Annotated in this window: 27 protein-coding genes; 11 read left to right on the top strand and 16 right to left on the bottom strand. The window is 68.1% G+C overall.

Annotated elements, in window-relative coordinates:
* Positions 1–132: 132 nt before the first annotated feature.
* Both ACTWJ5_RS31095 and ACTWJ5_RS31090 read left to right on the top strand, forming a co-directional pair.
* On the top strand, positions 133–405 hold the full coding sequence (locus ACTWJ5_RS31095) for an HU family DNA-binding protein (protein WP_009614168.1): 273 nt from the start codon (positions 133–135) through the stop codon (positions 403–405).
* 140 nt (positions 406–545) lie between these two features.
* Positions 546–950, top strand: coding sequence for a helicase (locus tag ACTWJ5_RS31090; RefSeq protein ID WP_074983260.1), 405 nt, complete (start codon positions 546–548; stop codon positions 948–950).
* Positions 951–1,746: 796 nt separating this feature from the next.
* On the opposite strand, the gene ACTWJ5_RS31085 is transcribed toward ACTWJ5_RS31090, so the two are convergent.
* From ACTWJ5_RS31085 to ACTWJ5_RS31075, 3 genes are all read right to left on the bottom strand, one after another.
* Positions 1,747–3,147, bottom strand: a complete 1,401-nt coding sequence (locus ACTWJ5_RS31085; protein ID WP_444437173.1) for an aminoacyl-tRNA deacylase and HDOD domain-containing protein — start codon at positions 3,145–3,147, stop codon at positions 1,747–1,749.
* A 93-nt stretch (positions 3,148–3,240) separates the two neighbouring features.
* Positions 3,241–5,316, bottom strand: a complete 2,076-nt coding sequence (gene recG, locus ACTWJ5_RS31080; protein ID WP_249918389.1) for an ATP-dependent DNA helicase RecG — start codon at positions 5,314–5,316, stop codon at positions 3,241–3,243.
* Positions 5,313–6,245, bottom strand: a complete 933-nt coding sequence (locus ACTWJ5_RS31075; RefSeq protein WP_009614159.1) for a hydrogen peroxide-inducible genes activator — start codon at positions 6,243–6,245, stop codon at positions 5,313–5,315. Before ACTWJ5_RS31075 ends, recG begins: the two co-directional genes overlap by 4 nt.
* A 94-nt stretch (positions 6,246–6,339) precedes the next feature.
* Between ACTWJ5_RS31075 and ACTWJ5_RS31070 the strand changes: the two genes are divergently transcribed.
* The 3 genes from ACTWJ5_RS31070 to ACTWJ5_RS31060 all read left to right on the top strand — a co-directional run bounded on the left by ACTWJ5_RS31070 (position 6,340) and on the right by ACTWJ5_RS31060 (position 8,690).
* The gene (locus ACTWJ5_RS31070; protein ID WP_444437172.1) at positions 6,340–7,197 is read left to right on the top strand and encodes an NAD-dependent epimerase/dehydratase family protein; all 858 of its coding nucleotides are present in this window, start codon (positions 6,340–6,342) and stop codon (positions 7,195–7,197) included.
* A 1-nt stretch (position 7,198) separates the two neighbouring features.
* Positions 7,199–7,999, top strand: a complete 801-nt coding sequence (locus ACTWJ5_RS31065; protein ID WP_444437171.1) for an AraC family transcriptional regulator — start codon at positions 7,199–7,201, stop codon at positions 7,997–7,999.
* A 67-nt stretch (positions 8,000–8,066) separates the two neighbouring features.
* A complete protein-coding gene (locus tag ACTWJ5_RS31060; RefSeq protein ID WP_444437170.1) occupies positions 8,067–8,690 on the top strand; it encodes a LysE family translocator in 624 nt (207 codons plus the stop codon).
* A 28-nt stretch (positions 8,691–8,718) separates the two neighbouring features.
* On the opposite strand, the gene ACTWJ5_RS31055 is transcribed toward ACTWJ5_RS31060, so the two are convergent.
* The 6 genes from ACTWJ5_RS31055 to ACTWJ5_RS31030 form a co-directional block, all read right to left on the bottom strand.
* On the bottom strand, positions 8,719–9,450 hold the full coding sequence (locus ACTWJ5_RS31055) for a hypothetical protein (RefSeq protein WP_444437169.1): 732 nt from the start codon (positions 9,448–9,450) through the stop codon (positions 8,719–8,721).
* A 71-nt stretch (positions 9,451–9,521) separates the two neighbouring features.
* Positions 9,522–9,902, bottom strand: coding sequence for a RidA family protein (locus ACTWJ5_RS31050; RefSeq protein WP_089390740.1), 381 nt, complete (start codon positions 9,900–9,902; stop codon positions 9,522–9,524).
* 24 nt (positions 9,903–9,926) lie between these two features.
* Positions 9,927–12,038: a bifunctional GTP diphosphokinase/guanosine-3',5'-bis pyrophosphate 3'-pyrophosphohydrolase gene (gene spoT, locus ACTWJ5_RS31045; RefSeq protein WP_043268111.1), complete on the bottom strand. Its 2,112-nt coding sequence runs from the start codon at positions 12,036–12,038 to the stop codon at positions 9,927–9,929.
* 54 nt (positions 12,039–12,092) lie between these two features.
* Positions 12,093–12,359 carry a DNA-directed RNA polymerase subunit omega gene (gene rpoZ / locus ACTWJ5_RS31040; protein ID WP_009614145.1) on the bottom strand — a complete coding sequence of 89 codons (267 nt, stop codon included), beginning with the start codon at positions 12,357–12,359 and terminating at the stop codon, positions 12,093–12,095.
* Positions 12,360–12,449: 90 nt separating this feature from the next.
* A complete protein-coding gene (gene gmk, locus ACTWJ5_RS31035; protein ID WP_074983244.1) occupies positions 12,450–13,070 on the bottom strand; it encodes a guanylate kinase in 621 nt (206 codons plus the stop codon).
* 41 nt (positions 13,071–13,111) lie between these two features.
* A complete protein-coding gene (locus tag ACTWJ5_RS31030) occupies positions 13,112–13,975 on the bottom strand; it encodes a YicC/YloC family endoribonuclease (protein WP_444437168.1) in 864 nt (287 codons plus the stop codon).
* A gap of 164 nt (positions 13,976–14,139) precedes the next feature.
* On the opposite strand from ACTWJ5_RS31030, the gene rph reads away from it, so the two are divergent.
* Together rph and ACTWJ5_RS31020 are read left to right on the top strand one after the other, a co-directional pair.
* Complete coding sequence (gene rph, locus ACTWJ5_RS31025; protein WP_444437167.1) at positions 14,140–14,859, top strand: ribonuclease PH; 720 nt, start codon at positions 14,140–14,142, stop codon at positions 14,857–14,859.
* Between the two features lie 16 nt (positions 14,860–14,875).
* On the top strand, positions 14,876–15,238 hold the full coding sequence (locus ACTWJ5_RS31020) for a DUF4870 domain-containing protein (RefSeq protein WP_043268113.1): 363 nt from the start codon (positions 14,876–14,878) through the stop codon (positions 15,236–15,238).
* Between the two features lie 276 nt (positions 15,239–15,514).
* Here ACTWJ5_RS31020 and ACTWJ5_RS31015 read toward each other — a convergent pair whose 3' ends face one another.
* The gene (locus ACTWJ5_RS31015; protein ID WP_043315008.1) at positions 15,515–16,294 is read right to left on the bottom strand and encodes an exodeoxyribonuclease III; all 780 of its coding nucleotides are present in this window, start codon (positions 16,292–16,294) and stop codon (positions 15,515–15,517) included.
* An 81-nt stretch (positions 16,295–16,375) separates the two neighbouring features.
* On the opposite strand from ACTWJ5_RS31015, the gene pyrE reads away from it, so the two are divergent.
* Both pyrE and ACTWJ5_RS31005 read left to right on the top strand, forming a co-directional pair.
* A complete protein-coding gene (gene pyrE / locus ACTWJ5_RS31010; RefSeq protein WP_058072109.1) occupies positions 16,376–17,017 on the top strand; it encodes an orotate phosphoribosyltransferase in 642 nt (213 codons plus the stop codon).
* 19 nt (positions 17,018–17,036) lie between these two features.
* Positions 17,037–17,675 (top strand): DUF4124 domain-containing protein, encoded by a 639-nt coding sequence (locus ACTWJ5_RS31005; RefSeq protein WP_116425189.1) that lies wholly within the window; start codon positions 17,037–17,039, stop codon positions 17,673–17,675.
* A gap of 4 nt (positions 17,676–17,679) precedes the next feature.
* On the opposite strand, the gene ACTWJ5_RS31000 is transcribed toward ACTWJ5_RS31005, so the two are convergent.
* Genes ACTWJ5_RS31000 through coaBC form a run of 5 tightly spaced genes read right to left on the bottom strand, consistent with a single transcriptional unit; the run spans position 17,680 to position 23,430 of the window.
* A complete protein-coding gene (locus tag ACTWJ5_RS31000; protein WP_074983239.1) occupies positions 17,680–18,123 on the bottom strand; it encodes an acyl-CoA thioesterase in 444 nt (147 codons plus the stop codon).
* 57 nt (positions 18,124–18,180) lie between these two features.
* A complete protein-coding gene (gene argB / locus ACTWJ5_RS30995; RefSeq protein WP_089390748.1) occupies positions 18,181–19,089 on the bottom strand; it encodes an acetylglutamate kinase in 909 nt (302 codons plus the stop codon).
* Between the two features lie 25 nt (positions 19,090–19,114).
* A complete protein-coding gene (locus ACTWJ5_RS30990) occupies positions 19,115–21,721 on the bottom strand; it encodes a phosphomannomutase/phosphoglucomutase (protein ID WP_444437166.1) in 2,607 nt (868 codons plus the stop codon).
* 37 nt (positions 21,722–21,758) lie between these two features.
* Entirely contained in the window at positions 21,759–22,214 is a 456-nt protein-coding gene (gene dut, locus ACTWJ5_RS30985; protein ID WP_009614122.1) for a dUTP diphosphatase, read from the bottom strand.
* Positions 22,215–22,221: 7 nt separating this feature from the next.
* Complete coding sequence (gene coaBC, locus ACTWJ5_RS30980) at positions 22,222–23,430, bottom strand: bifunctional phosphopantothenoylcysteine decarboxylase/phosphopantothenate--cysteine ligase CoaBC (RefSeq protein WP_444437165.1); 1,209 nt, start codon at positions 23,428–23,430, stop codon at positions 22,222–22,224.
* 140 nt (positions 23,431–23,570) lie between these two features.
* Here coaBC and radC point away from each other — a divergent pair, with 140 nt between their 5' ends.
* Entirely contained in the window at positions 23,571–24,245 is a 675-nt protein-coding gene (gene radC, locus ACTWJ5_RS30975) for a RadC family protein (RefSeq protein WP_074983232.1), read from the top strand.
* A gap of 48 nt (positions 24,246–24,293) precedes the next feature.
* On the opposite strand, the gene ACTWJ5_RS30970 is transcribed toward radC, so the two are convergent.
* Positions 24,294–25,865 carry an ABC transporter substrate-binding protein gene (locus ACTWJ5_RS30970; protein WP_444437164.1) on the bottom strand — a complete coding sequence of 524 codons (1,572 nt, stop codon included), beginning with the start codon at positions 25,863–25,865 and terminating at the stop codon, positions 24,294–24,296.
* 366 nt (positions 25,866–26,231) lie between these two features.
* On the opposite strand from ACTWJ5_RS30970, the gene rpmB reads away from it, so the two are divergent.
* Positions 26,232–26,468 (top strand): 50S ribosomal protein L28, encoded by a 237-nt coding sequence (gene rpmB, locus ACTWJ5_RS30965; protein WP_009614118.1) that lies wholly within the window; start codon positions 26,232–26,234, stop codon positions 26,466–26,468.
* Positions 26,469–26,474: the final 6 nt, after the last annotated feature.

Below are 26,474 nucleotides of genomic sequence, written 5' to 3'. Positions count from 1 at the left end.
ACCAGCCTGCGGCGTGCCATCCTCCCCCCGTCTGCCGCAGCCTAGAGCCTGTAGGGCCTGGGCCGCGGTGCCTTAGGCGCTGTTGGGAAGACAGCACGGACACAAAAACAACAAACCGTCAAAGAGGCATCTATGCGTAAACCAGAACTCGCCGCCGCGATCGCCGAGAAGGCCGACCTCACCAAAGAACAAGCCAACAAGGTGCTGAACGCGCTGCTGGATGAGATCACCGGCGCGCTGAACCGCAAAGACAGCGTCACCCTCGTTGGTTTCGGCACCTTCATCCAGCGCCACCGTGGCGCCCGCACCGGCAAGAACCCGCAGACCGGCCAGCCGGTGAAGATCAAGGCCAGCAACACCGTTGCCTTCAAGCCGGGCAAGGCCCTGAAGGACGCCGTCAACTAAGGCTGTTCCCAGCCCCGGAGCCAGAGCGGCTCCGGGCTACCCCCCCCCGCGGTTACATTTCCCTTCGAAAGTACGGATGTAGTCCTTTCGGCGAATCGCTACAATGCGCAGTCATTTGTCCCGAACGCCGAGGTCTGTGCATGAAATTCCGTCTTCTGTTGTGGTTCCTCGGCCGTATGATGGCCAAGTCCTCGCGTGATAACCCGGCTTTCCGCCAGCAGCTCGAAGGCAAGGACCTGGTGTTCCAGCTGCACAGCCTGGACGGCAAGGTCGCCCGCCACTACATCGTCCATGACCAACGCGTCAGCGCCCGCCGCGGCGTGCACCCGCAGCCGGCCTTCGCCATCGGCTTCCGCGACAGCGCCTACGGCTTCGCCACCCTCACCTCGAAGAACCCGCAACTGGCCTTCATGCAGGGCATCCAGAACAAGGACATCCAGATCCAGGGCAACCCGGCGCTGGTGATCTGGTTCCAGGGCCTGGTGAAGTACCTCAAGCCGAAGAAGAAGGCCGCGGCCAAGGCGGTGGAGAAGGAAGCGGCCTGAGGCGGACCTTGTCCCGCGAGGCACGGCATTCCCCCAGTAGGAGCGGACCTTGTCCGCGATAGCCGGACATATCGGCGCGATTCGCGGATGAGATCCGCTCCTACGCTGCGCCACCCGCACCGTCCCCATGTAGGAGCGCGCCCTGCGCGCGAAATCGCGGGCAGGGCCCGCTCCTACAGTTCGCTGGGATGCATGGCATTCCCCTTGTAGGAGCGGACCTTGTCCGCGATAGCCGGAGGTTTCGGCGCAGATCGCGGATGAGATCCGCTCCTACGCTGTGCCACCCGCACCGTCCCCATGTAGGAGCGCGCCCTGCGCGCGAAATCGCGGGCAGGGCCCGCTCCTACAGTTCGCTGGGATGCATGGCATTCCCCCTGTAGGAGCGGACCTTGTCCGCGATAGCCGGACATATCGGCGCGATTCGCGGATGAGATCCGCTCCTACGCTGCGCCACCCGCACCGTCCCCATGTAGGAGCGCGCCCTGCGCGCGAAATCGCGGGTGGAGTCATCTAAGACGGGGAGTGTGTGGTCTTGTAGGAGCGAGCTTGCTCGCGAACGGATTCCGCAGCGGGGTTTATTCGCGAGCAAGCTCGCTCCTACTCCTACGGTTCACCGCGAGGCGCGGCATTCCCCCTGTAGGAGCGGACCTTGTCCGCGATAGCCGGACATATCTGCGCGATTCGCGGATGAGATCCGCTCCTACGCTGCGCCACCCGCGGCATTCCCCTGTAGGAGTGGGCCCTGCCCGCGATTTCGCGCGCAGGGCGCGCTCCTACAGGTCTGTCCGCAGCCAGATCAGTGCGGGCTGTTCATCTGCGAAGCCAGTTCGCGCAGCACGGCCTCGGCGTCCAGCACCTTGCGCACTGCGTCCTCGGCCCTTTCCCGGGGGATGTCCAGGCGGTCGAGCAGGGCTTGCGGCACGCCCTGTTGCGGGCCGCTGCCGATGCCGTTCTGGCGCAGCAGGCGGGTGGCCAGGCACACCAGGTTGGCGTAGGCGGCGTTGGGGCCAGCGTAGTCCGGGTCGTGCTGGAAGCGCAGCGCAGTGTAGATCTCTTCCGGCATGTCCCAGGCGCGCATCAGCCAGGCGCCGATCTGCTCGCGGGTGATGCCCAGCAGGTGCTGCTCGATGAGGTTGTGCGGTACGTGCGGGTTGACCTCCAGGTGGCGGCAGATCAGCGAGAAGTGTGGCGGGAAGATATGCGCCAGGACCAGGTAGCCGATGCTGTGCAGCAGCCCGCCGAGGTAGGTCAGGCCGGCTTCCGGGCGCTCGGCGCGGGGCACGGCGCGGGTCAGGCCCTCGATCACCGCGGCGGTGTAGATCGCCTGCTGCCAGTAGGGCGTGGCGTGCTGCGGCTGGTCCTTGGGCAGGCTCAAGGTCTTGCCCAGGGCCAGGCCGAGGGCCAGGTTGATCACCAGGTCGAAGCCCAGCACGCGGACGATGGCGTCTTCCACCGAGCGGATCTTGCCGGGCGCGGCGTAGTAGGGCGAGGCGGCCCAGCTGACCACCTGGGCGGCCAGCGCCGGGTCGGTCTCGACCACGCCGGTGATGTCGTCCACGGTGGCGTTGGGGTCCACCCGCAGCTTGATGATCTTCTGCGCGGTCTTGGGCAGCGGCGGAATCTCGATGGTCTCTTCCAGGCGTTGCTGGATGCGCCGCGCGGTGAAGGCCTGCACCGCCTGGGTGATCTCGGCGCGGTCGTCGTTGGGGCGGTCGAGGTTCGGCCGGATCTGCTCCAGGGGCACGCCGAAGCGCGCCGCGCTGGCCTTCTCCAGTACCTGGCGGAAGTCGCCGGTGGCGATCTCCAGCAGGGTGCCGGGGTTGCCGGATTCGATCAGCAGCTGCGGCTCCTGCAGCAGGCGCTCGTCGTACAGGCAGGGCGAGCTGGTCAGCGGCGGCAGCGCCGGCAGGCGGCTGAGCTGGTGCTTGCCGAGCATGCGCTCCAGGCGTTCGGGCTTGATCGCCAGCAGCTTGCGCCCGGTCAGCTCGGTCAGGCGGTTGAGGTCCAGCAGCTGGTTCTGCGGGAAGAGCACCAGCAGGGTGCCCACCGAGTCTTCCAGCAGGCTCGCCTGCACGCGGCGGGCGCTGGGCAGTTGGTCGTCGTCGGGCAGTTCGCGGCAGGGCACGCCGAGGCGGCCGAGCAGCTGGAGAATGACCGACGGGGCGGGGAGGGCTTCGGCGAGTGCGGCTTCGCTCATGGGCTTTGTGATCCGGTTAGCAACTGCAGCCGGGAGTATACCCAGCGATTATTCGTGACTGGCCAGTCACCCGACCGGTGAAATTGAAGCAGGTCACACTTGACCGTATTGCTGGCCATGTCGGAGCCAACGCTCCAGCAGCGGGCCGACGTGCTGCGGCCAGCGCGCCAGCAGAGCCTGGGCGGCGTCGCGCACCGCCGGCAGCAGGTCGGCGTCGCGCATCAGGTCCGCGACCTTGAACTGTAGCAGACCGGTTTGCCGCGTCCCGAGCATCTCGCCGGGGCCGCGCAGCTCCAGGTCGCGCTCGGCGATGACGAAGCCGTCGCAGGTCTCGCGCATGATCGCCAGGCGCTCGCGGCCGATCTGCGACAGCGGCGGGTGGTAGAGCAGCACGCAGTGGCTCGCCGCGCTGCCTCGGCCGACGCGCCCGCGCAACTGGTGCAGCTGGGCCAGGCCGAGGCGCTCGGGGTTCTCGATGATCATCAGGCTGGCGTTGGGCACGTCGACGCCGACCTCGATCACCGTGGTCGCCACCAGCAGTTGCAGCAGGCCTTCCTTGAAGGCCTCCATCACCGTGGCTTTTTCCGCCGGCTTCATGCGCCCGTGGATCAGGCCCACGCGCAATTCGCCCAGGGCCGAGGCGAGTTCCTCGTAGGTGGTCTCGGCGGCCTGGCAGGTGAGTTCCTCGGACTCTTCGATCAGCGTGCACACCCAGTAGGCCTGGCGGCCTTCGCGGCAGGCGGCGCGGACGCGCTCGATCACCTCGATGCGGCGGCTGTCGGCGACCAGCACGGTGTTCACCGGGGTGCGCCCGGGCGGCAGCTCGTCAAGGATCGAGGTGTCCAGGTCGGCGTAGGCGCTCATCGCCAGGGTTCGCGGGATGGGCGTGGCGGTCATGATCAACTGGTGCGGGCAGAGCCGGCCGTCGATGCCCTTCTGGCGCAGGGCCAGGCGCTGCTGCACGCCGAAGCGGTGCTGTTCGTCGATGATCACCAGGGCCAGGCGCTTGAACTTCACCTCGTCCTGGAACAGCGCATGGGTGCCGACCACCATGGGCACGCCGGCGGCGATCTGCTCCAGCGCGGCGGCGCGCGCCTTGCCCTTGAGCTTGCCGGCCAGCCAGGCGACCTCGATGCCCAGCGGCTGCATCCACTTGCTGAAGTTGAGGTAATGCTGTTCGGCGAGGATTTCCGTGGGCGCCATCAGCGCCACCTGGTAGCCGGCCTCCAGGGCCTGCAGTGCGGCGAGCGCAGCGACCACCGTCTTGCCGGCGCCGACGTCGCCCTGTACCAGGCGCAGCATGGGTTCGGGCTGCGCCAGGTCGTAGGCGATCTCCGCGCCCACGCGCTGTTGCGCGCCGGTGGGGGCGAAGCCGAGGTTGGCCAGGAAGCGCTGCGGCAGTTTCTTCGCCGGTGGCAGTTCGGGCGCGTGCTGGGCGCGCAGGCTTTCGCGCAGGCGCTGCAACGACAGCTGGTGCGTCAGCAGTTCCTCGAAGGCCAGGCGGTGCTGGGCCCAGTGGCGGCCCTCGGCGAGCTCTTCCAGGTTGGCGTCCGGCGGCGGCCGGTGCAGGTAGCGGATGGCTTCGTCGAGGGGCGCCAGGCGGTAGTCGCGGGCCAGCTCCTCGGGCAGCCAGTCGGGCAGGCTGTTCGGCCCCAGGCGCGCCAGGGCCTGCTGGCTGAGGGTGCGCAGGCGCTGCTGGGTGAGGCCTTCGGTGGTCGGGTAGATGGGCGTGAGTGTCTGCTCCACCGGGGCCGGCGCGGCGTCGTTCAGCGCGCGGTACTCGGGGTGGTAGATCTCCAGACCCGAGGCGCCGGGGCGGGCTTCGCCGTAGCAGCGCAGGTGGGTGCCGCGCTTGAGGCCTTCCTTCTGCGCCTGGCTGAAGTGGTAGAAGCGCAGGCTCAGGGTGCCGCTGCCGTCCTGCAGGCGCACCAGCAGGCTGCGGCGCTTGCCCATGACCACGTCGGCGCCGGAGACCACGCCCTCGACCACCGCGTCCTGGCCCGGGCGCAGCGCGCCTATGGGGGTGACGCGGGTGCGGTCCTGGTAGCGCAGCGGCAGGTGGAAGAGGATGTCCTGGAGGTTTTCCAGGCCCACCCGCGCCAGCTTTTCCTCCAGCGCGGCGCCGACGCCCTTGAGCGTCGTGACCGGGACGTTGGCCAGCTCGGTCATGCCGGTTGGGCGTCGCCCTTGGCGGTCGGCCGGGCCACCGAGCAGAGGCGGATGGAGTCGGCCAGCACCTCGATGGCGCGCGGCCGCGGGAAGCTGGCGCGCCAGGCGATGGCCACGGTGCGCAACGGCGCCGGCGGGGTGAACGGGCGGATCTCGATCACCCCGGGGGCGTAATGGTGGCTGTCTACCGCCGAGAACGGCAGCACCGACACGCCCAGGCCGGAGGCGACCATGTGGCGGATGGTCTCCAGCGAGCTGGATTCCACGGTGGTGTGGCGGTTCTCCTCGCCCCGGCGGGTGGTCGGGCAGGCTTCCAGCACCTGGTCGCGGAAGCAGTGGCCCTCGCCGAGCAGCAGCAGGCTCTTGTCGTTGAGCATCTCGGCGTCGATGGTCTGCCGGGCGGTCCAGGGGTGGTCGGCCGGCATCAGCACGTAGAAGGGCTCGTCGAACAGCGGCAGGGTGAGGACGTCGGCCTCCTGGAACGGCAGGGCGATGATGATCGCGTCCAGCTCGCCGGTGCGCAGCTTGTCGCGCAGGATGTGGGTGAAGTTCTCCTCGATGTACAGCGGCATCTGCGGCGCCACCCGGTGCAGCTGCGGGATCAGGTGCGGGAACAGGTAGGGGCCGATGGTGTAGATGGCGCCGACCTTCAACGGCGAGGTCAGCTGGTTCTTGCCGGCCTGGGCCAGCTCGCGGATGCCCTGGGCCTGCTCCAGCACCTTCTGCGCCTGGGCCACGATGCCTTCGCCCACCGGGGTGAGGCGCACCGCGCTCTTGCTGCGCTCGAAGATCAGCACGCCGAGCTCGTCCTCCAGCTTCTTCACGCCGACCGACAGGGTCGGCTGGCTGACGTGGCAGCGCTCGGCGGCGCGGCCGAAATGCTGCTCCTGGGCGAGCGTGACGATGTAGCGCAGTTCGGTGAGGGTCATGGCGACTAATCCGTTGAGTTGGGCCAAGCATAGCGGCTGCGCGGTTGCGAACCAACCGCGCTAAACTCCGGGGCCCTGTCTTTAGGAGGCGAAGATGCCTGCGAATGTTCTGATCGCCGGTTGCGGCGACGTCGGCAGCCGCCTCGGCCGCCAGTTGGCCGCCGAGGGCTGGCGCGTATACGGGCTGCGCCGTGATACTGCCGCGCTGCCCGCGGGCATCCTGCCGGTGGCCGGCGACCTGGGCTGCGCCGAGTGCCCGTCGGCCTGGCCCGAGGGCGAGCTGGACTACCTGGTGTACGCCGCCGCCGCGACCCAGCACGACGAGGCCGGCTACCGCGCCGCCTACGTCGAGGGCCTGCGCCACTGCCTGGGTTGGCTGCAGCAGCGCGGGCAGCGGCCCAAGCGTGTGCTGTTCGTCTCCAGCAGCGGCGTCTACGCCCAGGCGGACGGCGAGTGGATCGACGAGACCTCGCCCGCCGAGGCCCAGCAGTATTCCGGGCGGATCATGCTCGATGCCGAGCGCGTGGCGCTGGACAGCGGCATTCCCGCGAGCGTGGTGCGCCTGACCGGCATCTACGGCCCGGGCCGGGAGTGGCTGCTCAAGCAGGTGCGCGAAGGCTACCGGGTGGCCGTCGAGCCGCCGCTGTACGCCAACCGCATTCACGCCGAGGACGCCGCCGGGCTGCTGGCCTGCCTGCTGCGCGCCGATGCTGAGGGCAAGCCGCTGGAAGACTGCTATATCGGCGTGGACGACGCGCCGGCGCCGCTGGCCGAGGTTGTGGGCTACCTGCGCGAGCTCATGGGCGTCAGCCACTGGGCGGACGAGCAGAGCGTGCGCCGCACCGGTAGCAAGCGCTGCAGCAACGCCCGCGCCAGGGCGCTGGGCTGGGCGCCGCGCTACCCCAGCTACCGCGAGGGCTACGCCGCCATCCTCGCCGGGCGCGAGGACTGAGGTGGACGCCAACCGGCTGCTGGCGCGCTCCTGGCTACCCGGGGTGGAGCTGTTCCATGCGGACTTCTCCGGCCAGCCGTTCGGCCGCCACAGCCACGACGCCTTCGCCATCGGCGCCATCCTCCAGGGCGCCGGCGGCTACCAGTGCCGGGGCGCGCGCCACGTGCTGCCGGCCGGTACCCTGTCGCTGATGAACCCGGAGGAGCCGCACACCGGCAACGCCGAGAGCGAGCGGCTGGTCTACCACATGCTCTACATCGAGGAATCGCGGTTGCTGCCGTTGCTGGGTCGCAAGCAGTTGCCGCGCGGCTTCCAGGAATTGAACCCGGGCGACGATGGCTTGGTCGCGCAAGCCCTGGCGCGGGTGGCCGGCGAATTCGAGCGCAACGATGCGCTGGGCCTGGAGAGTGAATTGCTGGCGCTGCTGGAGCTGGTCTTCGTGCGCCACGGCGGCATGCGCCCGGCGGCCTTGGCGAGTCGCGACGGCGGCGTCACCGCGCGGCTGCGCGACTACCTGGAAAGCCATTACCGCGAGGCGGTGAGCCTGGAGCAACTGGCCGCCCTGGTGCAGCGCCACCCGCGTCACCTGATCGAGAGTTTCCGCCGCGCCTACGGCGTGCCGCCGCACACCTACCTGCTGCAGCGCCGGGTACGCGAGGCCAAGCGCCTGCTGGTGGAGGGCGCCACGCCCATCGAGGCGGCACTGGAGCTGGGCTTCTGCGACCAGGCGCATTTCTCCGGCACCTTCCGCCGCTTCACCGGCGTGACCCCGGGGCGTTTCCGCAGCGCCACGCGCACCTGAGTTTCCTACAAGACCACCGCCGTGCCACCTGGCCAGACTGGCCTCCCGCCACTTCCGGGAGAACGCCATGTTCGCCGCCTTCGCGCTGGTCGCCAGCACCCATTTCGCAGCCCTGCTGTCGCCGGGGCCGGACTTCTTCCTGCTGATCCGCGCCGCCTTGCTGCGCGGTCGCCGCCATGCCGACGGCTGCGCCAGCGGCATCGCCCTGGCCAACCTGGCGAGCATGGGGCTGGTGCTGCTGGTCCTCGGCCAACTGCCCGACCTGGCGAGCCACGGCCTGCGGATGGTGCAGCTGCTGGGCGGGGTCTACTTCGTCTGGCTGGGCGCCCAGGCCGTGCTGGCGCGGCGCGAACTGGAGATTCCCGGCGAAACCGTCGGGCAGCGCGCTGGAGGTTTCTTCCACGGCCTGCGCGAGGGCTTCCTGGCCAGCAGCCTGAATCCCAAGCTGCCGATCTTCTACACCGGGCTGTTCGGTGTGCTCGGACCCTTCCAGCTGCCGGGCTGGGCGCTGGGCGCCTGCGTGCTGTGGATGGGTGCGGTGGTGCTGCTCTGGGACCTGGCCCTGGTGCGCTTGCTGGATCGGCGGCGCTGGCGCGGCTGGCTGCAGCGCCGGGTGCGCACGCTGGACCGCACCTGCGGCGCCCTGCTGCTGGCGCTGGGCGGCTGGTTGCTCTGGCTGGGCGTGCGCTGAAGGCGCCGCGCGGGGCGGCGCCGGCGGCTCAGTCGCGTTCCAGCAGCCAGACGCGCTTGCCCGGGGCATATTCGGGCATTTCGTCGGCCTGGGCGCGGTTCACCGCTTCGAAGAGTTCCAGCTTGTCGTCCTCGCGCTGGAACAGGTATTCGCGGCCCTGGCGGCCCTGCTGCAGCCAGATGCTGTCGCTGTCGCCGCTCATGGCCGCGCAGTCGCCGGCCAGGCACAGGGCGTAGCGGTCGGCGCTGGGCATGCCCTCCACGCGGCCGTCGGCCTGGAAGGTCACCTTGCTGCCCTGGCCCGCACCTTCCTGGATCACCCAGGTGCCCTTGAGGAAACTGCCGTACAGGGCGCGCTGGAAGCTGGCGCCGATGGGCGCCGGGCCCTGCTGTTCGGGACGGGCGAAGCGCTGCTCCGGCCAGTTCTCACTGCCCACCTGCAGCAGTTGCTTGCCGTCCACCGCCAGCTCTTCCTGCTTGCTGCCGTAGAAGGCCACCTGCCAGTGCTTCTTGTCCGCCGGGTCCTGGCTCAGCTGGCCTTCGCCCTGTTCGAAACCGTTGCTGTAGGTCGCCTGCTGGCTCTTGGTGTCGAGCCGCCATTCCAGGTTGGGCCCGTAGGCCAGCAGCGCCTCGCGCAGCTTGCCGCTCTTGCTGGCGGCGTCGATGGCGGCCTGGTTGATCCAGGTGCCGGACGGATCGGGGGTACCGGCGCAGCCGGTCAGCAGGCCAAGCAGGGCGCTCAGGACGAGGGCGCGACGCATGCGGGTGCTCCTTGCGGACGAACGGGGGAAAAACGAACGGGGCCGCGAGGGCCCCGTTCGGGAGGAGAGGATTACTCCAGGACGACGATGGCGTCCATCTCGACCTGGGCGCCCTTGGGCAGGGCGGCCACGCCGATGGCGGCGCGCGCCGGGTAGGGCTGGGTGAAGTAGCGGCCCATGATCTCGTTGACCTTGGCGAAGTGCGACAGGTCGGTGAGGAAGATGTTCAGCTTGGCCACGTCGTGCAGGTAGCCGCCGGAAGCCTCGATCACCGCCTTGAGGTTCTCGAACACCTGGACGGTCTGCTCCTCGAAGCCCTCGACCAGTTCCATGGTCTGCGGGTTCAGCGGGATCTGCCCGGAGACGTAGACGGTGTTGCCGGCCTTGATCGCCTGGGAGTAGGTGCCGATGGCCGCGGGGGCCTTGTCGGTGTGGATAACGGTCTTGGTCATGTCGACTCCTTGCGAGGGGTGGGATCAGCTGCGCACGCGGGTGATCCGGACCACCCCCTTGAGCGCGCGCAGCTTCTTGATGACGCGGGCCAGGTGCACGCGGTCGTGCACGCTGACCACCAATTGGACCACGCTGACGCGACCGTCGCGCTCGTCCATGCTGATCTTCTCGATGTTGCCGTCGGCGGCGTTGACGCTGGTCGCAAGCAGGGCGATCAGGCCGCGCTGGTGTTCCAACTCGACGCGCAGCTCGACGTTGAACTCGCCGGTGACATCCTTGGCCCAGCTGAGCTGGATGCATTTTTCCGGGTTGTTGCGGATTTCGCTGATGTTCCTGCAGCTTTCCAGGTGCACCACCATGCCCTTGCCGGCCGACAGGTGGCCGACGATGGGGTCGCCGGGGATCGGCGTGCAGCACTTGGCGTAGCTCAACACCAGGCCCTCGGTGCCGCGGATCGCCAGCGGCCCCTCGGCGTTGGTGGCGGCGGCGTCGCCTTCGCTGGAGAGCAGGCGGCGGGCGACCACGTAGGCCATGCGGTTGCCCAGGCCGATTTCTTCGAGCAGGTCCTCGAAGACTTCCATGCGGTACTCGTTGAGCACGCCCTGGATGCGTTCGGCGGGGATTTTCTCCAGGTGGCTGTCGAAGCCGGCGAGGGTCTTGTTCAGCAGGCGTTCGCCGAGGCTGATGGACTCGGAGCGGCGCTGCTGCTTGAGCGCGTGGCGGATGTGCGTGCGCGCCTTGCCGGTGACCACGAAGTTGAGCCAGGCCGGGTTCGGCCGGGTGCCCGGCGCGGTGACGATCTCCACCGTCTGGCCGCTCTGCAGCGGTTCGGACAGCGGCGCCAGGCGGCGGTTGATGCGGCAGGCGATGCAGCTGTTGCCGACGTCGGTGTGCACCGCGTAGGCGAAGTCCACCGCCGTGGAGCCCTTGGGCAGCTCCATGATGCGGCCCTTGGGCGTGAAGATGTAGACCTCGTCCGGGAACAGGTCGATCTTCACGTTCTCGATGAATTCCAGCGAGTTGCCGGCGCGCTGCTGCAGTTCGAGGATGCCCTTGACCCACTGGCGGGCGCGGGCGTGGGTGCCTTTCTGCACCTCGTCCTCGTTGGACTTGTACAGCCAGTGCGCGGCGATGCCGTGGTTGGCCATCTCTTCCATCTCGCGGGTGCGGATCTGGATCTCGATGGGCACGCCGTGCATGCCGAACAGGGTGGTGTGCAGCGACTGGTAGCCGTTGGCCTTGGGAATCGCGATGTAGTCCTTGAAGCGACCGGGGAACGGCTTGTACAGGTTGTGCACGGCGCCGAGCACGCGGTAGCAGGTGTCGACCTTGTCGACGATGATGCGGAAGGCGTAGACGTCCATGATCTCGTTGAACGCCTTGCGCTTGCCGCGCATCTTCTTGTAGATGCTGAACAGGTGCTTCTCGCGGCCCAGCACCTGGCCTTCCATGCCCTCGCGGGCGAGGCAGTTGACCAGCGATTCCTGGATCTTGCCGACGATCTCGCGACGGTTGCCGCGGGCCTTCTTCACCGCCTGGCGGATGCGCTCGGAGCGCATCGGGTGCATGGCCTTGAAGCCCAGGTCCTCGAATTCCACGCGCATGCTGTGCATGCCCAGGCGGTTGGCGATGGGTGCGTAGATTTCCAGGGTTTCCTTGGCGATGCGCCGGCGCTTCTCGCCGGACAGCACTTCCAGGGTGCGCATGTTGTGCAGGCGGTCGGCCAGCTTGACCAGGATCACGCGGATGTCGCGGGCCATGGCCATGGCCATCTTCTGGAAGTTCTCGGCCTGGGCCTCGGCCTTGGACTCGAAGTTCATCTGGGTCAGCTTGCTGACCCCGTCCACCAGTTCCGAGACGGTTTCGCCGAACTGCGCGGTGAGCGCTTCCTTGGCGATGCCGGTGTCCTCGATCACGTCGTGCAGCATGGCCGCCATCAGGCTCTGATGGTCCATGTGCATGTCGGCGAGGATGTTGGCGACGGCGAGCGGATGGGTGACGTAGGCCTCGCCGCTGCGGCGGCGCTGCCCGTCGTGGGCCTGCTCGGCGTAGTAGTAGGCACGGCGGACCAGGTTGACCTGGTCCGGACCGAGATAGCTCGAGAGCCGGTCGGCGAAGGCGTCTATGCTCGGCAAGGCATCACCCCCTGCCGAGTGGACGGCGCCTGTGGTCGTCGGCCGGTCATCGAATTACAGGGCCTCGTTGTTGGCCTCGTCTTCGAAGGCGGCGAACAGCGGTTCTTCTTCAACCACGTCCTCCTGCTGAACGACTTCAGCATCGACCAGGCCGGAAGCGATCTCGCGCAGGGCGACCACGGTGGGCTTGTCGTTTTCCCAGGCTACCTTCGGCTCCTTGCCGCCGGTGGCCAGCTGGCGCGCGCGCTTGGTGGCGAGCATGACCAGCTCGAAACGGTTATCGACGTTGTCCAGGCAGTCTTCGACGGTGACGCGGGCCATGGTGTTCCTCGTTGCGGAAAAATGGAGCCCGGGTTTCCGGGCGGACTGAATAGTCTAAAAAATCGCCAATCTTTATGGAAGGGCCGTTTGTTATGCCGACGGCTGCAACAGCTCCTCTAGCAACCGCTCGTGGCGCTTCTGCTGGGCGTCCTGGCGCAGCTGGCGGGCACGGAAGATCGACTTGAGGTCTTCCAGAGCATGGGCGAAATCGTCGTTGATCACCAGATGATCGTATTCGACGTAGTGACTCATTTCGTTGACTGCCTCGCGCATGCGCCGCTCGATCACCTCGTCGCTGTCCTGGCCACGGTTGGTCAGGCGCTGGCGCAGGGCGTGCTGGCTCGGCGGCAGGATGAAGATCGACTGCGCGCGGGGCATCAGCCGGCGCACCTGCTGGGCGCCCTGCCAGTCGATCTCGAGGATCAGGTCGAGGCCTTCGGCGAGGGTCTTTTCCACCCAGCGCTGCGAGGTGCCGTAGAGGTTGCCGAAGACTTCGGCGTGCTCGAGGAATTCGTCGCGTTCGAGCATGGCGGTGAAGGTGTCGCGGCCGACGAAGTGGTAGTTCACCCCGTCCACCTCGCCCGGGCGCATGCCGCGGGTGGTGTGGGAGACCGAGACGCGCACGCTGGGCATGGCCTCGAGCAGCGACTTCACCAGGCTGGTCTTGCCGGCGCCGGAAGGCGCGGAAACGATGTAGAGGGTGCCGGACATGACTGAATCCTGGGGCTATGGGTGGAAAGCGAGCGTGCGGCTCACTCGATATTCTGGACCTGCTCGCGCATCTGTTCGATGAGCACCTTGAGGTTCACCGCGGCCTGGGTCGAGCGCGGGTCGAAGGCCTTGGAGCCGAGGGTGTTGGCCTCGCGGTTGAGTTCCTGCATGAGGAAGTCCAGGCGGCGGCCGGCGGCGCCACCGGCCTTGAGCACGCGGCGCACCTCGGCGACGTGGGTGCTCAGGCGGTCGAGTTCCTCGGCGACGTCGCTCTTCTGCGCCAGCAGGACCATTTCCTGCTCCAGGCGCTGCGGGTCGGCTTCCAGCTTCAATTCGGCGAAGCGGTCGAGGATCTTCTGCCGCTGGTTGCCGAGCATCTGCGGCACCAGTTCGCGCAGGTTGGCCACTTCTTCCTGCATGGCGCCCAGGCGTTCGTCGATGATCCGCGCCAGTTCCGCGCCTTCGCGGGCACGGCCGGCCTTGAGCTCGTCCAGCGCCTGGTTGAAGGCGGCCATGGCTTCGGCGTTGAGCGCCTGCGGGTCGGCGGCGTCGCCCACCAGCACGCCCGGCCAGGCCAGCACGGCCAGCGGGTCGATCAGCGCCGGCTGCTTGATCAGCGCGGCCACGCCCTCGGCGGCGGCCACCAGTTGCGCGGCGCGCTCGCGGTCGACCTGCAGCGGCTTGCCGGCGGTGTCCTCGTTGAAGCGCAGGGTGCATTCCACCTTGCCGCGCGACAGGCCCTGGCGCAGCGCCTCGCGCACCGGCCCTTCGAGGTCGCGGAAGGTTTCCGGCAGGCGCAGGTTCGGTTCCAGGTAGCGGTGGTTCACCGAGCGCAGTTCCCAGCTCAGGGTCCCATTGGTCCCGGCCCGTTCGACGCGGGCGAAGGCGGTCATGCTGTGAACCATGGGGCTACCTCGCTGTGATTCGGCTGAAAGCGATGAAATGTCATCGTGAACCGGCAATTGTACCCCAGCGGGGCCGGCCGCCGCACGCCGGCGGTGGTTGCCTGGCTGCCGGGGCCTCTATAATGGCGGCCAGTATCCGATTCAATCTCGCATAGGAAGTCTCGATGAACCGTCCCAGTGGCCGCGCCGCCGACCAGTTGCGCCCGATCCGCATCACCCGCCACTACACCAAGCATGCCGAGGGTTCGGTTCTGGTGGAGTTCGGCGACACCAAGGTGATCTGCACCGTGAGCGCCGAGAGTGGCGTGCCGCGCTTCCTCAAGGGCCAGGGGCAGGGCTGGCTGACCGCCGAGTACGGCATGCTGCCGCGCTCCACCGGCGAGCGGAATGCCCGCGAGGCCAGCCGAGGCAAGCAGGGCGGCCGCACCCTGGAGATCCAGCGCCTGATCGGCCGTTCGCTGCGCGCCGCGCTGGACCTGACCAAGCTGGGCGAGAACACCCTGTACATCGACTGCGACGTGATCCAGGCCGACGGCGGCACCCGCACCGCGTCCATCACCGGCGCCACCGTGGCGCTGATCGACGCCCTGGCGGTGCTGAAGAAACGCGGTTCGCTCAAGGGCAACCCGCTCAAGCAGATGGTCGCCGCGGTCTCCGTGGGCATCTACCAGGGCGTGCCGGTGCTCGACCTGGACTACCTGGAGGATTCCGCCGCCGAGACCGACCTGAACGTGGTGATGACCGATGCCGGCGGCTTCATCGAGGTGCAGGGCACCGCCGAGGGCGAGCCGTTCAAGCCGGCCGAGTTGAACGCCATGCTGGAACTGGCGCAGCAGGGCATGCAGGAAATCTTCGAACTGCAGCGCGCTGCGCTGGCCGACTGACGCGGGAGGGGCGGGGATGAACGACGAACTGCAAGCGCGGCCGAGCCAGGAAGCCCGGCAGTGGGCGATGTTCTGCCACTTCTCCGCCTTCCTCGGGCTGGTCTTTCCCTTCGGCAACCTGTTGGGGCCGCTGATCGTCTGGCAGATCAAGCGCGAGTCCGATCCCTTCGTCGACAGCCAGGGCAAGGAAGCGCTGAACTTCCAGATCACCGTCAGCCTGGCGATGCTGGTCAGCTTCTTCCTCTGCCTGCTGGTGATCGGCTTCCTGCTGCTGGCGCTGGTCTGCGCCGGCGCCCTGGTGCTGACCGTGATCGCCGGGGTCAAGGCCAACGAGGGCCGCGACTACCGCTATCCGTTCACCTGGCGGCCGTTGAAGTAGGCGAAAGCGCTCTTTGTAGGAGCGGGCCCTGCCCGCGATTCGCGCGCAGGGCGCGCTCCTACAGGGGAATGGCGCGGGTGGGGTGGCGTAGGAGCGTGTCTATTGGGTTCCCGCGAACGCGGGAACCCAGGGCCGTAGGGCGTATAACCGTTCGCGGTTATACGCCGCCGTGCCGGGCGCCTTGGTCATGCGGTACGACATATCCCCGTAGGAGCGGACTTTGTCCGCGATCCCGCCGGCAAGGCCGGCGATCGGCCGGGAGGGCGCGGGCTGCCGTCAGATGCTCAACGTCCAGTCGTAGTCGATGATCAGCGGCGCGTGGCGCGAGAAGCGCGGCTGCCGCGGCAGCTTGGCGTTGCGCACGAAGCGGCGCAGGCCCGGGGTGAGGATCTGGTAGTCGAAGCGCCAGCCCAGGTTCAGCATCTCGGCCTGCTCGCTGTCCGGCCACCAGCTGTACTGGTCGCCTTCGCGGTTGACCTCGCGCAGGGCATCGACGTAGCCCATGTTGCCGAACACCTCGTCCATCCAGCCGCGCTCGGGCGCGAGGAAGCCGGGCATCTGCTGGCATTCGCGCCAGTTCTTCACGTCCAGCTTGTTGTGGGCCAGGTACAGCGACCCACAATAGATGTACTCGCGGCGCTTGCGGCGCTGCTTGTTCAGGTAGGCGGCGAAGTCTTCCATGAACTTGAACTTCTGGTTCAGGTTCTCATCACCCTCCTGCCCGCTCGGCAGAAGAATGCTGGCAATACTCACCTTATCGAAATCGGCTTGCAGGTAGCGCCCGTAACGATCGGCCATCTCGAAACCCAGCCCGCTTATGACGGCCTTGGGTTGCAGACGACTATAGATTGCGACGCCACCCTGGCTGGGCACTTCGGCGTCGCAGGCGTACAGGAAGTAGCCGTCCAGCTGGTAGGACGGGTCGTCCAGATCGAAAGCGGAGGCGCGGGTATCCTGCAAGCAGATCACGTCGGCATTCTGGGCTTGCAACCAGCTGAGCAATCCCCGCTCGGCTGCAGCCTGAATACCATTCACGTTCACACTGATGATCCGCATAAATGGCCCCCAAAATCACGTGTGTGTATGATACCCGAGCTCAAACGGTTTAGCTAAATTCATACCGGCCGGTTCTCTCCCATGCAGGCATATCAACGCGATTTCATCCGTTTCGCTATCGAGCGCGGCGTTCTGCGCTTCGGCGAATTCACGCTCAAGTCCGGGCGCACCAGCCCCTATTTCTTCAATGCCGGCCTGTTCAACAGTGGCCTGGCATTGGCCAAGCTGGGGCGCTTCTACGCCGCCGCGGTCGTCGACAGCGGCATCGATTTCGATGTCCTGTTCGGCCCGGCCTATAAAGGAATCCCTCTGGCGGCCGCTACAGCGGTGGCCCTGGCCGAGCAGCACGGGCGCGACCTGCCCTGGTGCTTCAACCGCAAGGAAGCCAAGGACCACGGCGAAGGCGGCACCCTGGTGGGCGCGCCGCTGGCCGGCCGGGTGCTGATCGTCGACGACGTGATCACCGCCGGCACCGCGATCCGCGAGGTCATGCAGATCATCGAGGCCCAGGGCGCCAAGGCCGCCGGCACGCTGATCGCGCTGAACCGCCAGGAGCGCGGCCGCGGCGAGCTGTCGGCGATCCAGGAAGTGGAGCGCGACTTCGGCATGCCGGTGGTCAGCATCGTGTCGCTGGAGCAGGTCCTGGAGTACCTGGCCGGCGACGCCGAGCTCAAGCGCCACCTGCCGGCGGTCGAGGCCTATCGCGCGCAGTACGGAATCTAACCAGAACAGGGTGTCCGGCATGGCCAAGCAGGGTGCTTTTCGCCGTGGTGCATTGATGGGGTTGCTGGCCGTCGGGCTGGCCGGGCCGTTGCTGGCGGCGAATTCCGCCGGCAAACCCTCGTCCGGCGGCGCCGTCGAGATGTACCGCTACGTCAACGACAAGGGCGTGACCGTCATCGATCGCCTGGGCGTGCCGTCGCAGTACATCGGCAAGGGCTACGAGGTGCTCAACGAGCAGGGGCGGGTGATCCGCGTGGTGCCGCCGGCGCCGACCGCGGAGGAAATCCAGCAGCGCAAGGCCGCTGCCGCCCAGGCCAGTTCGGATGCCCAGTTGCTGCGCCTGTACACCAGCGTCGAGGACGTCGACCGCGCCCGCGAGCGCAAGCTGGCCGAGCTGGATGGCCTGAGCAGCGTGGCCCGGGGCAACCTGCAGTCGCTGAAGACGCAGCAGGGCAACCTGCAGGCCCAGGCCGCCGACGCCGAGCGCGCCGGGCGCCAGGTGCCGCAGCAGCTGGTCGAGCAGTTGGCCAACCTGAAGGACGAGGAGCAGCGCCTGCTGCGCGACATCGCCCACTACCAGCAGCTGCGCGCCCAGGCCAAGACCTCCTTCGACGCCGACCGCGCGCGCCTGGCGCAATTGCTTGGCGCCTCCCGCTAGTCCGTCAGTCGACGGGCAAGTGCTCGAATTTCGTGATGCGCTCGCGCAGCCAGCCCGGCAGGGGCTGGCTCTGTCGCTGGTCGTTGGCGTAGGCGTAGATCAGCTCGCCGAGGGTCAGCGGCTGCTCCTCGCACCAGATCGCCACCTGGAAGGTCAGGCTGCTGCGCCCAAGGCGGGCGACGCGCACGCCCATGTCCAGCCAGTCGTCGTAGCGCGCCGGGGCGAAGTACTCCAGGCTGCTCTTCACCGCGAACAGGTCGCCGCCGCCGCGCAGCAGGTCGGCCGGGTAGCGGATCTCCAGGTTGCGGTAGTACTCGGTGGTGGCGACGTCCGCGTAGGTCAGGTAGTTGCCGTTGAAGACGATGCCCTGCGGGTCGACTTCCGACCAGCGCACGCGCAGGCCGTGGAAGAAGCGGAATTCATGGCGTTCGGGAAAGGCTGAAGGCATTGCGGCCTCCGGGAGGCAGAGGGGAACCGCCACGGCGGGCGCCGTGGCGGGTAGTGCTCAGTGACGCGGCTTGCGGTTGCTGATCAGGGTGCCGACGCCGCTGTCGGTGAAGATTTCCAGCAGCACGGCGTTGGGCACGCGGCCATCGATGATGTGCGCGCTGGTCACGCCGCCCTGTACCGCTTCCAGGGCGCAGCGGATCTTCGGCAGCATGCCGCCGTAGATGGTGCCGTCGGCGATCAGGCTGTCGACCTGCTCGGTGGTCAGGCCGGTGAGCACCTGGCCCTGCTTGTCCATCAGGCCGGCGATGTTGGTCAGCAGCATCAGCTTCTCGGCCTTCAGCGCCTCGGCCACCTTGCCGGCCACCAGGTCTGCGTTGATGTTGTACGACTCGCCGTTGGCGCCGACGCCGATGGGCGCGATCACCGGGATGAAGTCGCCCTTGACCAGCATGTTCAGCAGCTCGGTGTTGACCCCGGTGACTTCGCCGACGTGGCCGATGTCGATGATTTCCGGCTTGGTCATCTCCGGCGTCTGGCGGGTGACGGTGAGCTTCTTCGCGCGGATCAGCTCGGCGTCCTTGCCGGTCAGGCCGATGGCGCTGCCGCCGTGGCGGTTGATCAGGTTGACGATGTCCTTGTTCACCTGGCCGCCGAGGACCATCTCCACCACGTCCATGGTCTGCGCGTCGGTGACGCGCATGCCGTCGATGAAGTGGCTCTCGATGGACAGGCGGTTGAGCAGGTCGCCGATCTGCGGGCCGCCGCCGTGCACCACCACCGGGTTGATGCCGACCGCCTTCATCAGCACCACGTCGCGGGCGAAGCTGTTCTTCAGCTCGTCGGTCTCCATGGCGTTGCCGCCGTACTTGATGACCAGCGTCTTGCCGACGAAACGGCGGATGTAGGGAAGCGCTTCGGCAAGGACGCGGGCTACCTGGGCTGCGTCATCGCGGCTCTGGGACATGGTGCTGGACTCCGGCATGGTCAGGTCAGAAGGGGATGGTCAGGGCGGGGTCGACCGCCTTGAGCTGGTTGCGGAACACGTCCTTGATGCGTTCCAGTTCGGCTTCGGAATCCGCCTCGAAGCGCAGCACCAGCACCGGCGTGGTGTTGGAGGCGCGTACCAGGCCCCAGCCCTTGGGATAATCGACACGCACGCCGTCGAGGGTGGTGAGGTTGGCCTCGCCCCACTGGCCGTCGCGCTGCAGCGCTTCGATCAGGGCGAACTTGCTCTCGTCGGTGACGGTGATGTTGATTTCCGGTGTTGAGACGTCCAGCGGGAAGGCCGAGAACACATGCTCGCTGTCGCGTTTGTCGAGGCTGATGATCTCCAGCAGGCGGGCGGCGCTGTAGATGCCGTCGTCGAAGCCGTACCAGCGCTCCTTGAAGAAGATGTGGCCGCTCATCTCGCCGGCCAGCAGCGCGCCGGTCTCCTTCATCTTCTTCTTGATCAGCGAGTGGCCGGTCTTCCACATCACCGGGCGGCCGCCGTAGCCGCTGATCAGCGAGATCAGGCGGCGGGTGCACTTGACGTCGAAGATGATGTCGGCGCCCGGGTTGCGCGAGACCACGTCCTTGGCGAACAGCATCAGCAGGCGGTCGGGGTAGATGATGGTGCCTTCGTTGGTCACCACGCCCACGCGGTCGCCGTCGCCGTCGAAGGCCAGGCCGAGGTCGGCGCCGGTTTCCCTGACCTTGGCGATCAGGTCTTCGAGGTTCTCCGGCTTGCCCGGGTCCGGGTGGTGGTTGGGGAAGGTGCCGTCGACGTCGCAGTACAGCGGGATGACGGTGCAGCCCAGGGCCTCGATCAGTTGCGGGGCGATCACGCCGGCGACGCCGTTGCCGCAGTCCACCACCACTTTCAGCGGCTTGGCCAGGGCGATGTCGTCGCGGATCTGCTGGAAGTAGCGCGGCAGGATGTCCACCTGCTGCACGTTGCCCACGCCGCTGGCGAGGTCGTTGTTCTCGATGCGCTCGCGCAGGGCCTGGATCTGCTCGTTGGCCAGGGTCTCGCCAGCGACGACGATCTTGAAGCCGTTGTAGTTCGGCGGGTTGTGGCTGCCGGTGAGCATCACGCCCGACTTGCCTTCCAGGACGTTGGCCGCGTAGTACAGCACCGGGGTCGGCACCATGCCGATGTCGGTGACCTGGCAGCCGCAGTCGAGCAGGCCCTGGATCAGTTGCTGGACCAGCTCCGGGCCCGACAGGCGGCCGTCGCGGCCGACGCTGACGCAGGGCTCGCCGCGGGCCAGGCTCTCGGAACCGATGGCGCGGCCCACCCAGTAGGCGGTCTCGGCGGTCAGGGTGTCGCCGACCACGCCGCGGATATCGTAGGCGCGGAAGATGCTGGCGGGCAGTTGCGGGGCTTTGGGCGTGCTCATGGCGGGGGTTTGCTCCAATCCCAGGAGGTCCTGGTCTTCATCAAGAATGTCGATGTCCAGAATGTCGGTGTTCTGGAACAGTGGGTCGACCAGCTGCGTCTCGGCGCTGGCCGGCTTGTCGATCTTCGCCGCCACTGGGCGGGGCTCGGGGGCCGGTGCGGGGCTGGCGGGGGCCGGGGGCTCGGCCTTTCGCCTGGGCTGCCGCGCCAGCGCCTGGGCCAGCGGTTGCAGTGCGGCGAGGCCGACTTCAGGTGCTTTGGCAGTGCGCTGGCCACCGAGTTCCTGCAAGTACTGACCGATGGCCTGGGCGTCCTGGCGCAGGCGCCGTTGCAGGGCGCTCTGCGCGAGGTACACGCCGAGCAGCGCGCCGGCCAGCGCCAGCAGTGCGGCGCAGCCCAGCAGCGCCGGCGGATACAACGCGGCGGTCAGGGCCGGGCCGGGGGTGAAGCTGAGTTTCCAGTTCGGGTTGCCGCTGGCCAGGTTCAGCGGTGCGGCGTTACCGGCCTCGCCGCGTTGCAGCAGGACCTGCGCCGGCGAGCTGCCGAACTGCTGGGCCAGTTGCAACTGGCCGGTGTCGGCGGGCATGTCCGGCAGGGCCTTGAGCAGGCGCTGCAGGTCGAAGACCAGCATCAGGCTGCCCTGGATGGCGTTGTCCGGGCCGCGCAGCGCCGTGGCGCTGTAGAGCAGCCAGCGCTGGCCGACGCGGTAGGCCTCGGGGGCGACGTTCTGCCCGCTCTCGGCGCGGCGCAGCATGTCCAGGGCGGCGTAGTTCAGCGGGCCGGGGCGCTGGTTGTCCTGGCTGGCCTGGCCGCTGGCGTTGAGGTGGACGTCCACCAGGCCGTCCTGGTGCCAGTGGGCGAGGGTGGCCTCCAGGGCGCGGGCGCTGTTGGCATCGGCCAGCGCCGGCAGCAGCGCGGGGTTGGCGGCGGCGCTACGGGTGTCGGCGGCGAGCTGGAGCAGGGCCTGGCGCAGGACGCCGGACTGGCTTTCGCCCCAGGCGCTGGCCAGCTGCTGGCGGTGCATCTGCTCGGCGCTGCCGAACAGCGTCAGCCACAGCAGGACGCCGGCGGCGGCCACGCCGAGGGTCGCAACGCCGAGGGCCGGCAGCAGCGACTTGAGTTCCGGCCGGGACGCCGGGCCCGCCGAAACCTTCGGCGGCGGGGCGACTTCCGGCAGGTCGGCCGTTCCCTTGGCACTGCGTTGGAAAAGTTTCATGCAACATCTCCTCGGCGAATCGTCCTGGAGGATTGTGTCAGTGGCTGCCCGAGTGCCCGAAACCGCCGGCGCCACGCTGGCTTTCGTCGAAGCTGTCGACCAGCTCGAAATGCGCCTGCACCACCGGCACCAGCACCAGTTGGGCGATGCGCTCGCCGATGGCGATGGTGAAGGGGGTGTTGCCGCGGTTCCAGCAGGAGACCATCAGTTCGCCCTGGTAGTCCGAGTCGATCAGCCCGACCAGGTTGCCCAGCACCACGCCGTGCTTGTGGCCCAGGCCGGAGCGCGGCAGCACCAGCGCGGCCAGGCCCGGGTCGGCGATGTAGATGGACAGGCCGGTGGGGATCAGCAGCGTCTGGCCGGGTTCGAGGACGGTGTCCTGCTTGAGCATGGCGCGCAGGTCCAGGCCGGCGGAACCGGGGGTGGCGTACTGCGGCAGGGGGAATTCGGCGCCCAGGCGCGGGTCGAGGATCTTGGCTTGCAGGGAATGCATCGGGTTCTCAGTGCTGGTTGAGGCGGTCGGCGATGAAGGCGATCAGCTGGCGGGCGATCTTGCCCTTGCTGGTCTGGGCGAAGGCAGTTTCGTGCAATTCGCGGTCGATCACGGTGATCGCGTTCTCTTCGCTGTTGAAACCGATCGAGGGATTGGCCACGTCGTTGGCCACGATCAGGTCGAGGTTCTTGTCCTTGAGCTTGCGCGAGGCGTACTCCAGCAGGTTCTCGGTCTCCGCGGCGAAGCCCACGCTGAACGGCCGGTCGGCGCGCTGGGCGAGGGTGGCGAGGATGTCCGGGTTGCGCACCAGCTGAAGCAGCAGGCCGTCGCCCGTGGTCGGGTCCTTCTTCAGTTTCTGCGTGGCGACCAGCTCTGGGCGGTAGTCGGCCACCGCGGCGGCGGCGATCAGCAGGTCGGCCGGCATCGCCGCTTCGCAGGCGGCGAGCATGTCGCGGGCGCTGACCACGTCGACGCGGCTCACCCGGTCGGGCGTCGGCAGGTGCACCGGACCGGTCACCAGGGTCACCCGTGCGCCGGCTTCGGCGGCGGCCTCGGCCAGGGCGAAGCCCATCTTCCCGGAGCTGTGGTTGGTGATGTAGCGCACCGGGTCGATGTTTTCCTGGGTCGGGCCGGCGGTGATCAGCACGTGCTGGCCGGTCAGCGAGAGGAACTGGAAGCAGTCGGCGGCGCGCTGGGCCAGTTCCTCGGCCTCGAGCATGCGCCCGGGGCCGACGTCGCCGCAGGCCTGGCTGCCGGCGGCCGGGCCGAAGAAGCGCAGGCCGCGGTCGCGCAGCAGTTCGGCATTGGCCTGGGTGGCCGGGTCGCGCCACATGGCCTGGTTCATCGCCGGGGCCAGGGCGACCTGGGCGTCGGTGGCCAGCACCAGGGTGGTCAGCAGGTCGTTGGCCACGCCCTGGGCCAGGCGCGCCATGACGTCCGCGGTGGCCGGGGCGATCAGCACCAGGTCGGCCCAGCGAGCCAGCTCGATGTGGCCCATGGCCGCTTCGGCGGCGGGGTCGAGCAGGTCCAGGTGCACCGGGTGACCGGACAGCGCCTGGAGCGTCAGCGGGGTGATGAACTCACGGCCGCCCTGGGTCATCACCACGCGGACTTCCGCGCCCTGGTCGCGCAGGCGGCGGACCAGTTCGGCGCTCTTGTAGGCTGCAATACCGCCGCCCACGCCGAGGACGATGCGTTTTCGATAGAGCCGCTGCATAGGCCCGCCTTATCTTCGGAATTGGATGACGCGCGTCAGGGCCGGAGACGCCTCCCCAGGCCTCCGGTCGCGCGAAAGGGACGGGCTAAGATAGCACAGCGCCCGCCCCGGCACAGCGGGCGGCTCGACAGGGAGGTTGCATGAGCATTCGTCACTGGCCCGCGGCGGAACGCCCGCGGGAAAAACTCCTCGAACGCGGCGCGGCCAGCCTCAGCGACGCCGAGCTGCTGGCCATCTTCCTGCGCACCGGCGTGGCCGGTTGTAGCGCGGTGGAACTGGCGCGGCGCCTGCTCCACGAGTTCGGCAGCCTGCGCGCGCTGCTGGAGGCGGACCAGGCGAGCTTCAGCAGCCACCTGGGCCTGGGCCGCGCCAAGTACGCCCAGCTGCAGGCGGTGCTGGAGATGGCTCGCCGCCACCTGGCCGAGCAGCTGCGCCGCGATTCCGCCCTGGAGAGCCCGCAGGCGGTGCGCGACTTCCTCAAGGCGCGGCTGCGCCACGAGGCCCACGAGGTGTTCGCCTGCCTGTTCCTCGACGGCCGCCACCGCGTCCTGGCCTTCGAGGTGCTGTTCCACGGCTCCATCGACAGCGCCAGCGTCTACCCGCGCCAGGTGGTCAAACGCGCCCTGGCGCACAACGCCGCGGCGCTGATCCTCAGTCACAACCATCCCTCGGGCATCACCGAGCCGAGCCAGGCCGACCGCAGGCTGACGCAGCGCCTGAAGGATGCCCTGGCGCTGGTGGATGTGCGCGTGCTCGACCACTTCATCGTCGGCGACGGCGAGCCGCTGTCGATGGCGGAGATGGGCTGGGTGTGAGGCTCGCCGTGGGGCCGGTATCGCGCCGGCCCCACGTTGAACGGCGCCTCAGAGGCTGACCTTGGAGAAGTCCTGACGGCCGAACGGGTTCACGGCGTAGCCCTTGACCTCCTTGCGCAGCAGCACCGAGGCCGTGGGGTGCGCCAGCGGCAGCCACAGGGCCTGGTCGTGGATCAGCTGCTGGGCGTCGTGGTAGAGCGCGCTGCGCTTGTCCTGCTCGCTCAGCGCCTTGCCCTGGCTGATCAGGCCATCCAGCTTTGGGTCGCAGAAGCGCGCGAAGTTCAGCCCGGACTTCACGCTGGCGCAGGAGAACTGCGGGGTGAGGAAGTTGTCCGGGTCGCCGTTGTCGCCGGCCCAGCCCATGAACAGCAGGTCGTGCTCGCCGGCCTTGGCGCGGCGGATCAGTTCGCCCCACTCGATCACGCGGATCTCGGCCTGGATGCCGACCTTGCCCAGGTCGGCCTGCAGCAGCTGCGCGCCCAGGCTCGGGTTGGGGTTGAGCAGGCTGCCGCTGGGGCGCGTCCAGATGGTGGTCTTGAAGCCGTCCTTCAGGCCGGCCTTTTCCAGCAGTGCCTTGGCCTGGGCGGGGTCGTGGGGATAGCCGGGGATGTCCTTGGCATAGCTCCAGGTGTTCGGCGGGTAGACGCCCTCGGCGGCAGTGGCGCTGCCCTCGAACACCGACTTCAGGTAGGTCTGGCGGTCGAAGGCGAGGTTGATCGCCTGGCGCACCTCGGGCTTGTCCAGCGGCGGGTGCTGGCTGTTCAGGGCGACGAAGGCGGTCATGAATGCCGGCGTCTGCTCTATGCGCAGGGCCGGGTCCTTGGCCGCGGCCTCGACGTCCAGCGGCTTGGGCGACAGGGCGATCTGGCATTCGCCGCGCTTCAGGCGCTGCAGGCGCACGTTGGCGTCGGGGGTGATGGCGAACAGCAGATTGTCCACCGCCGGCTTGCCGGCGAAGTAGTCCGGGTTGGCGGTGTAGCGGATCTGCGCGTCCTTCTGGAAGCGCTTGAAGACGAAGGGGCCGCTGCCGATGGGCTGGGCGTTGAGCTTCTCCGGGGTGCCGGCCTTCATCAACTGGTCGGCGTACTCGGCGCTATAGATGGAGGCGAAACCCATGCTGAGCATGGGCAGGAAGGTGGCGTCGGGGTGGCTCAGGGTGAAGCGCACCTGGTGTTCGTCGACCTTCTCCAGGCCTTTTATCAGGGCCGGCAGCTGCAGCGACTGGGCGTGGGGGAAGCCGCTCTGCGCCACTTTGTGCCAGGGGGCGGCGGGGTCGAGCATGCGCCGGAAGCTGAACAGCACGTCGTCGGCGCCCAGTTCGCGGCTGGGGTTGAAGTAGTCGGTATGGTGGAACTTCACCCCGCCGCGCAGCTTGAAGTCGTAGGTCAGACCGTCGGCGGAGACCGTCCAGCTCTCGGCCAGGCTTGGCACCACCTTGCCCTGCGCCGCGTCGAACTCCACCAGGCGGTTCATCAGCACGTCGGCCGAGGCGTTGGTGGTGGTCAGGGCATTGAACTGCACGACGTCGAAGCCGTCGGGGCTGGCCTCGGTGCAGACACTGAGGGTGCTGGCGCCGGCCAGGGCGGGGGCGAGCAGCAGGGCGAGGGGAAGCAGACGCATGACGGACTCCGGAAATGGTGGGAAAATGCCCGTCCCGTGGGCTGGGCGCAGTCATGCAAGGCCGTTGTCGGCCTTGAACCGGCTACCCTAGACCAAGCCGCCGCCGGCGACAACGGTGAAAGGCGACGAACGGCAAGGGCGCCGAGCCGCGGCCGCGCTGCGCCGGCATGTGGATAAGCCGCTTGCTCCCTTGCGACACTAAGCGGCTTTCTGATATAAAGCTGCGCTCTTTTCTGGGGCCCTGCCCCGTCGACTCGGAATCGGGTGGCGGTCGGGCAGGTAAGACCCGGGTGGAAACCGAGTATCAACGAGTTCAAGCAGCCAACCCATGCCGGGTTTGGCATGTGGTTTATAGAGGGCTGAGCCATGTCGAGAGTTTGCCAAGTGACCGGTAAGGGTCCGGTTACCGGGAACAACATTTCCCACGCACACAACAAAACCCGCCGCCGTTTCCTGCCGAACCTGCAGCACCACCGTTTCTGGGTTGAGTCCGAGAAGCGCTTCGTACGCCTGCGCGTTTCCGCCAAGGGCATGCGTATCATCGACAAGCGTGGCATCGAGGCCGTCCTGAACGACCTGCGCGCCCGCGGCGAAAAATTCTAAGGAGCT

It is taken from the genome of Pseudomonas sp. A6, assembly GCF_052367875.1.
Classification (GTDB): Bacteria; Pseudomonadota; Gammaproteobacteria; order Pseudomonadales; family Pseudomonadaceae; genus Pseudomonas; species Pseudomonas citronellolis.
The sequence above is the reverse complement of the archived record's forward strand: the minus strand, read 5'-3'. Positions and strand labels throughout refer to the sequence as shown.

Bases quoted from the DNA above. Each gene is read 5' to 3' on its own strand.
- ACTWJ5_RS31095 (WP_009614168.1), top strand. From the start codon at position 133: ATGCGTAAACCAGAACTCGCCGCCGCGATCGCCGAGAAGGCCGACCTC.
- ACTWJ5_RS31090 (WP_074983260.1), top strand. From the start codon at position 546: ATGAAATTCCGTCTTCTGTTGTGGTTCCTCGGCCGTATGATGGCCAAG.
- ACTWJ5_RS31085 (WP_444437173.1), bottom strand. From the start codon at position 3,147: ATGAGCGAAGCCGCACTCGCCGAAGCCCTCCCCGCCCCGTCGGTCATT.
- recG (WP_249918389.1), bottom strand. From the start codon at position 5,316: ATGACCGAGCTGGCCAACGTCCCGGTCACGACGCTCAAGGGCGTCGGC.
- ACTWJ5_RS31075 (WP_009614159.1), bottom strand. From the start codon at position 6,245: ATGACCCTCACCGAACTGCGCTACATCGTCACGCTCGCCCAGGAGCAG.
- ACTWJ5_RS31070 (WP_444437172.1), top strand. From the start codon at position 6,340: ATGCCTGCGAATGTTCTGATCGCCGGTTGCGGCGACGTCGGCAGCCGC.
- ACTWJ5_RS31060 (WP_444437170.1), top strand. From the start codon at position 8,067: ATGTTCGCCGCCTTCGCGCTGGTCGCCAGCACCCATTTCGCAGCCCTG.
- ACTWJ5_RS31055 (WP_444437169.1), bottom strand. From the start codon at position 9,450: ATGCGTCGCGCCCTCGTCCTGAGCGCCCTGCTTGGCCTGCTGACCGGC.
- ACTWJ5_RS31050 (WP_089390740.1), bottom strand. From the start codon at position 9,902: ATGACCAAGACCGTTATCCACACCGACAAGGCCCCCGCGGCCATCGGC.
- rpoZ (WP_009614145.1), bottom strand. From the start codon at position 12,359: ATGGCCCGCGTCACCGTCGAAGACTGCCTGGACAACGTCGATAACCGT.
- gmk (WP_074983244.1), bottom strand. From the start codon at position 13,070: ATGTCCGGCACCCTCTACATCGTTTCCGCGCCTTCCGGCGCCGGCAAG.
- ACTWJ5_RS31030 (WP_444437168.1), bottom strand. From the start codon at position 13,975: ATGGTTCACAGCATGACCGCCTTCGCCCGCGTCGAACGGGCCGGGACC.
- rph (WP_444437167.1), top strand. From the start codon at position 14,140: ATGAACCGTCCCAGTGGCCGCGCCGCCGACCAGTTGCGCCCGATCCGC.
- ACTWJ5_RS31020 (WP_043268113.1), top strand. From the start codon at position 14,876: ATGAACGACGAACTGCAAGCGCGGCCGAGCCAGGAAGCCCGGCAGTGG.
- ACTWJ5_RS31015 (WP_043315008.1), bottom strand. From the start codon at position 16,294: ATGCGGATCATCAGTGTGAACGTGAATGGTATTCAGGCTGCAGCCGAG.
- pyrE (WP_058072109.1), top strand. From the start codon at position 16,376: ATGCAGGCATATCAACGCGATTTCATCCGTTTCGCTATCGAGCGCGGC.
- ACTWJ5_RS31005 (WP_116425189.1), top strand. From the start codon at position 17,037: ATGGCCAAGCAGGGTGCTTTTCGCCGTGGTGCATTGATGGGGTTGCTG.
- ACTWJ5_RS31000 (WP_074983239.1), bottom strand. From the start codon at position 18,123: ATGCCTTCAGCCTTTCCCGAACGCCATGAATTCCGCTTCTTCCACGGC.
- argB (WP_089390748.1), bottom strand. From the start codon at position 19,089: ATGTCCCAGAGCCGCGATGACGCAGCCCAGGTAGCCCGCGTCCTTGCC.
- ACTWJ5_RS30990 (WP_444437166.1), bottom strand. From the start codon at position 21,721: ATGAAACTTTTCCAACGCAGTGCCAAGGGAACGGCCGACCTGCCGGAA.
- dut (WP_009614122.1), bottom strand. From the start codon at position 22,214: ATGCATTCCCTGCAAGCCAAGATCCTCGACCCGCGCCTGGGCGCCGAA.
- coaBC (WP_444437165.1), bottom strand. From the start codon at position 23,430: ATGCAGCGGCTCTATCGAAAACGCATCGTCCTCGGCGTGGGCGGCGGT.
- radC (WP_074983232.1), top strand. From the start codon at position 23,571: ATGAGCATTCGTCACTGGCCCGCGGCGGAACGCCCGCGGGAAAAACTC.
- ACTWJ5_RS30970 (WP_444437164.1), bottom strand. From the start codon at position 25,865: ATGCGTCTGCTTCCCCTCGCCCTGCTGCTCGCCCCCGCCCTGGCCGGC.
- rpmB (WP_009614118.1), top strand. From the start codon at position 26,232: ATGTCGAGAGTTTGCCAAGTGACCGGTAAGGGTCCGGTTACCGGGAAC.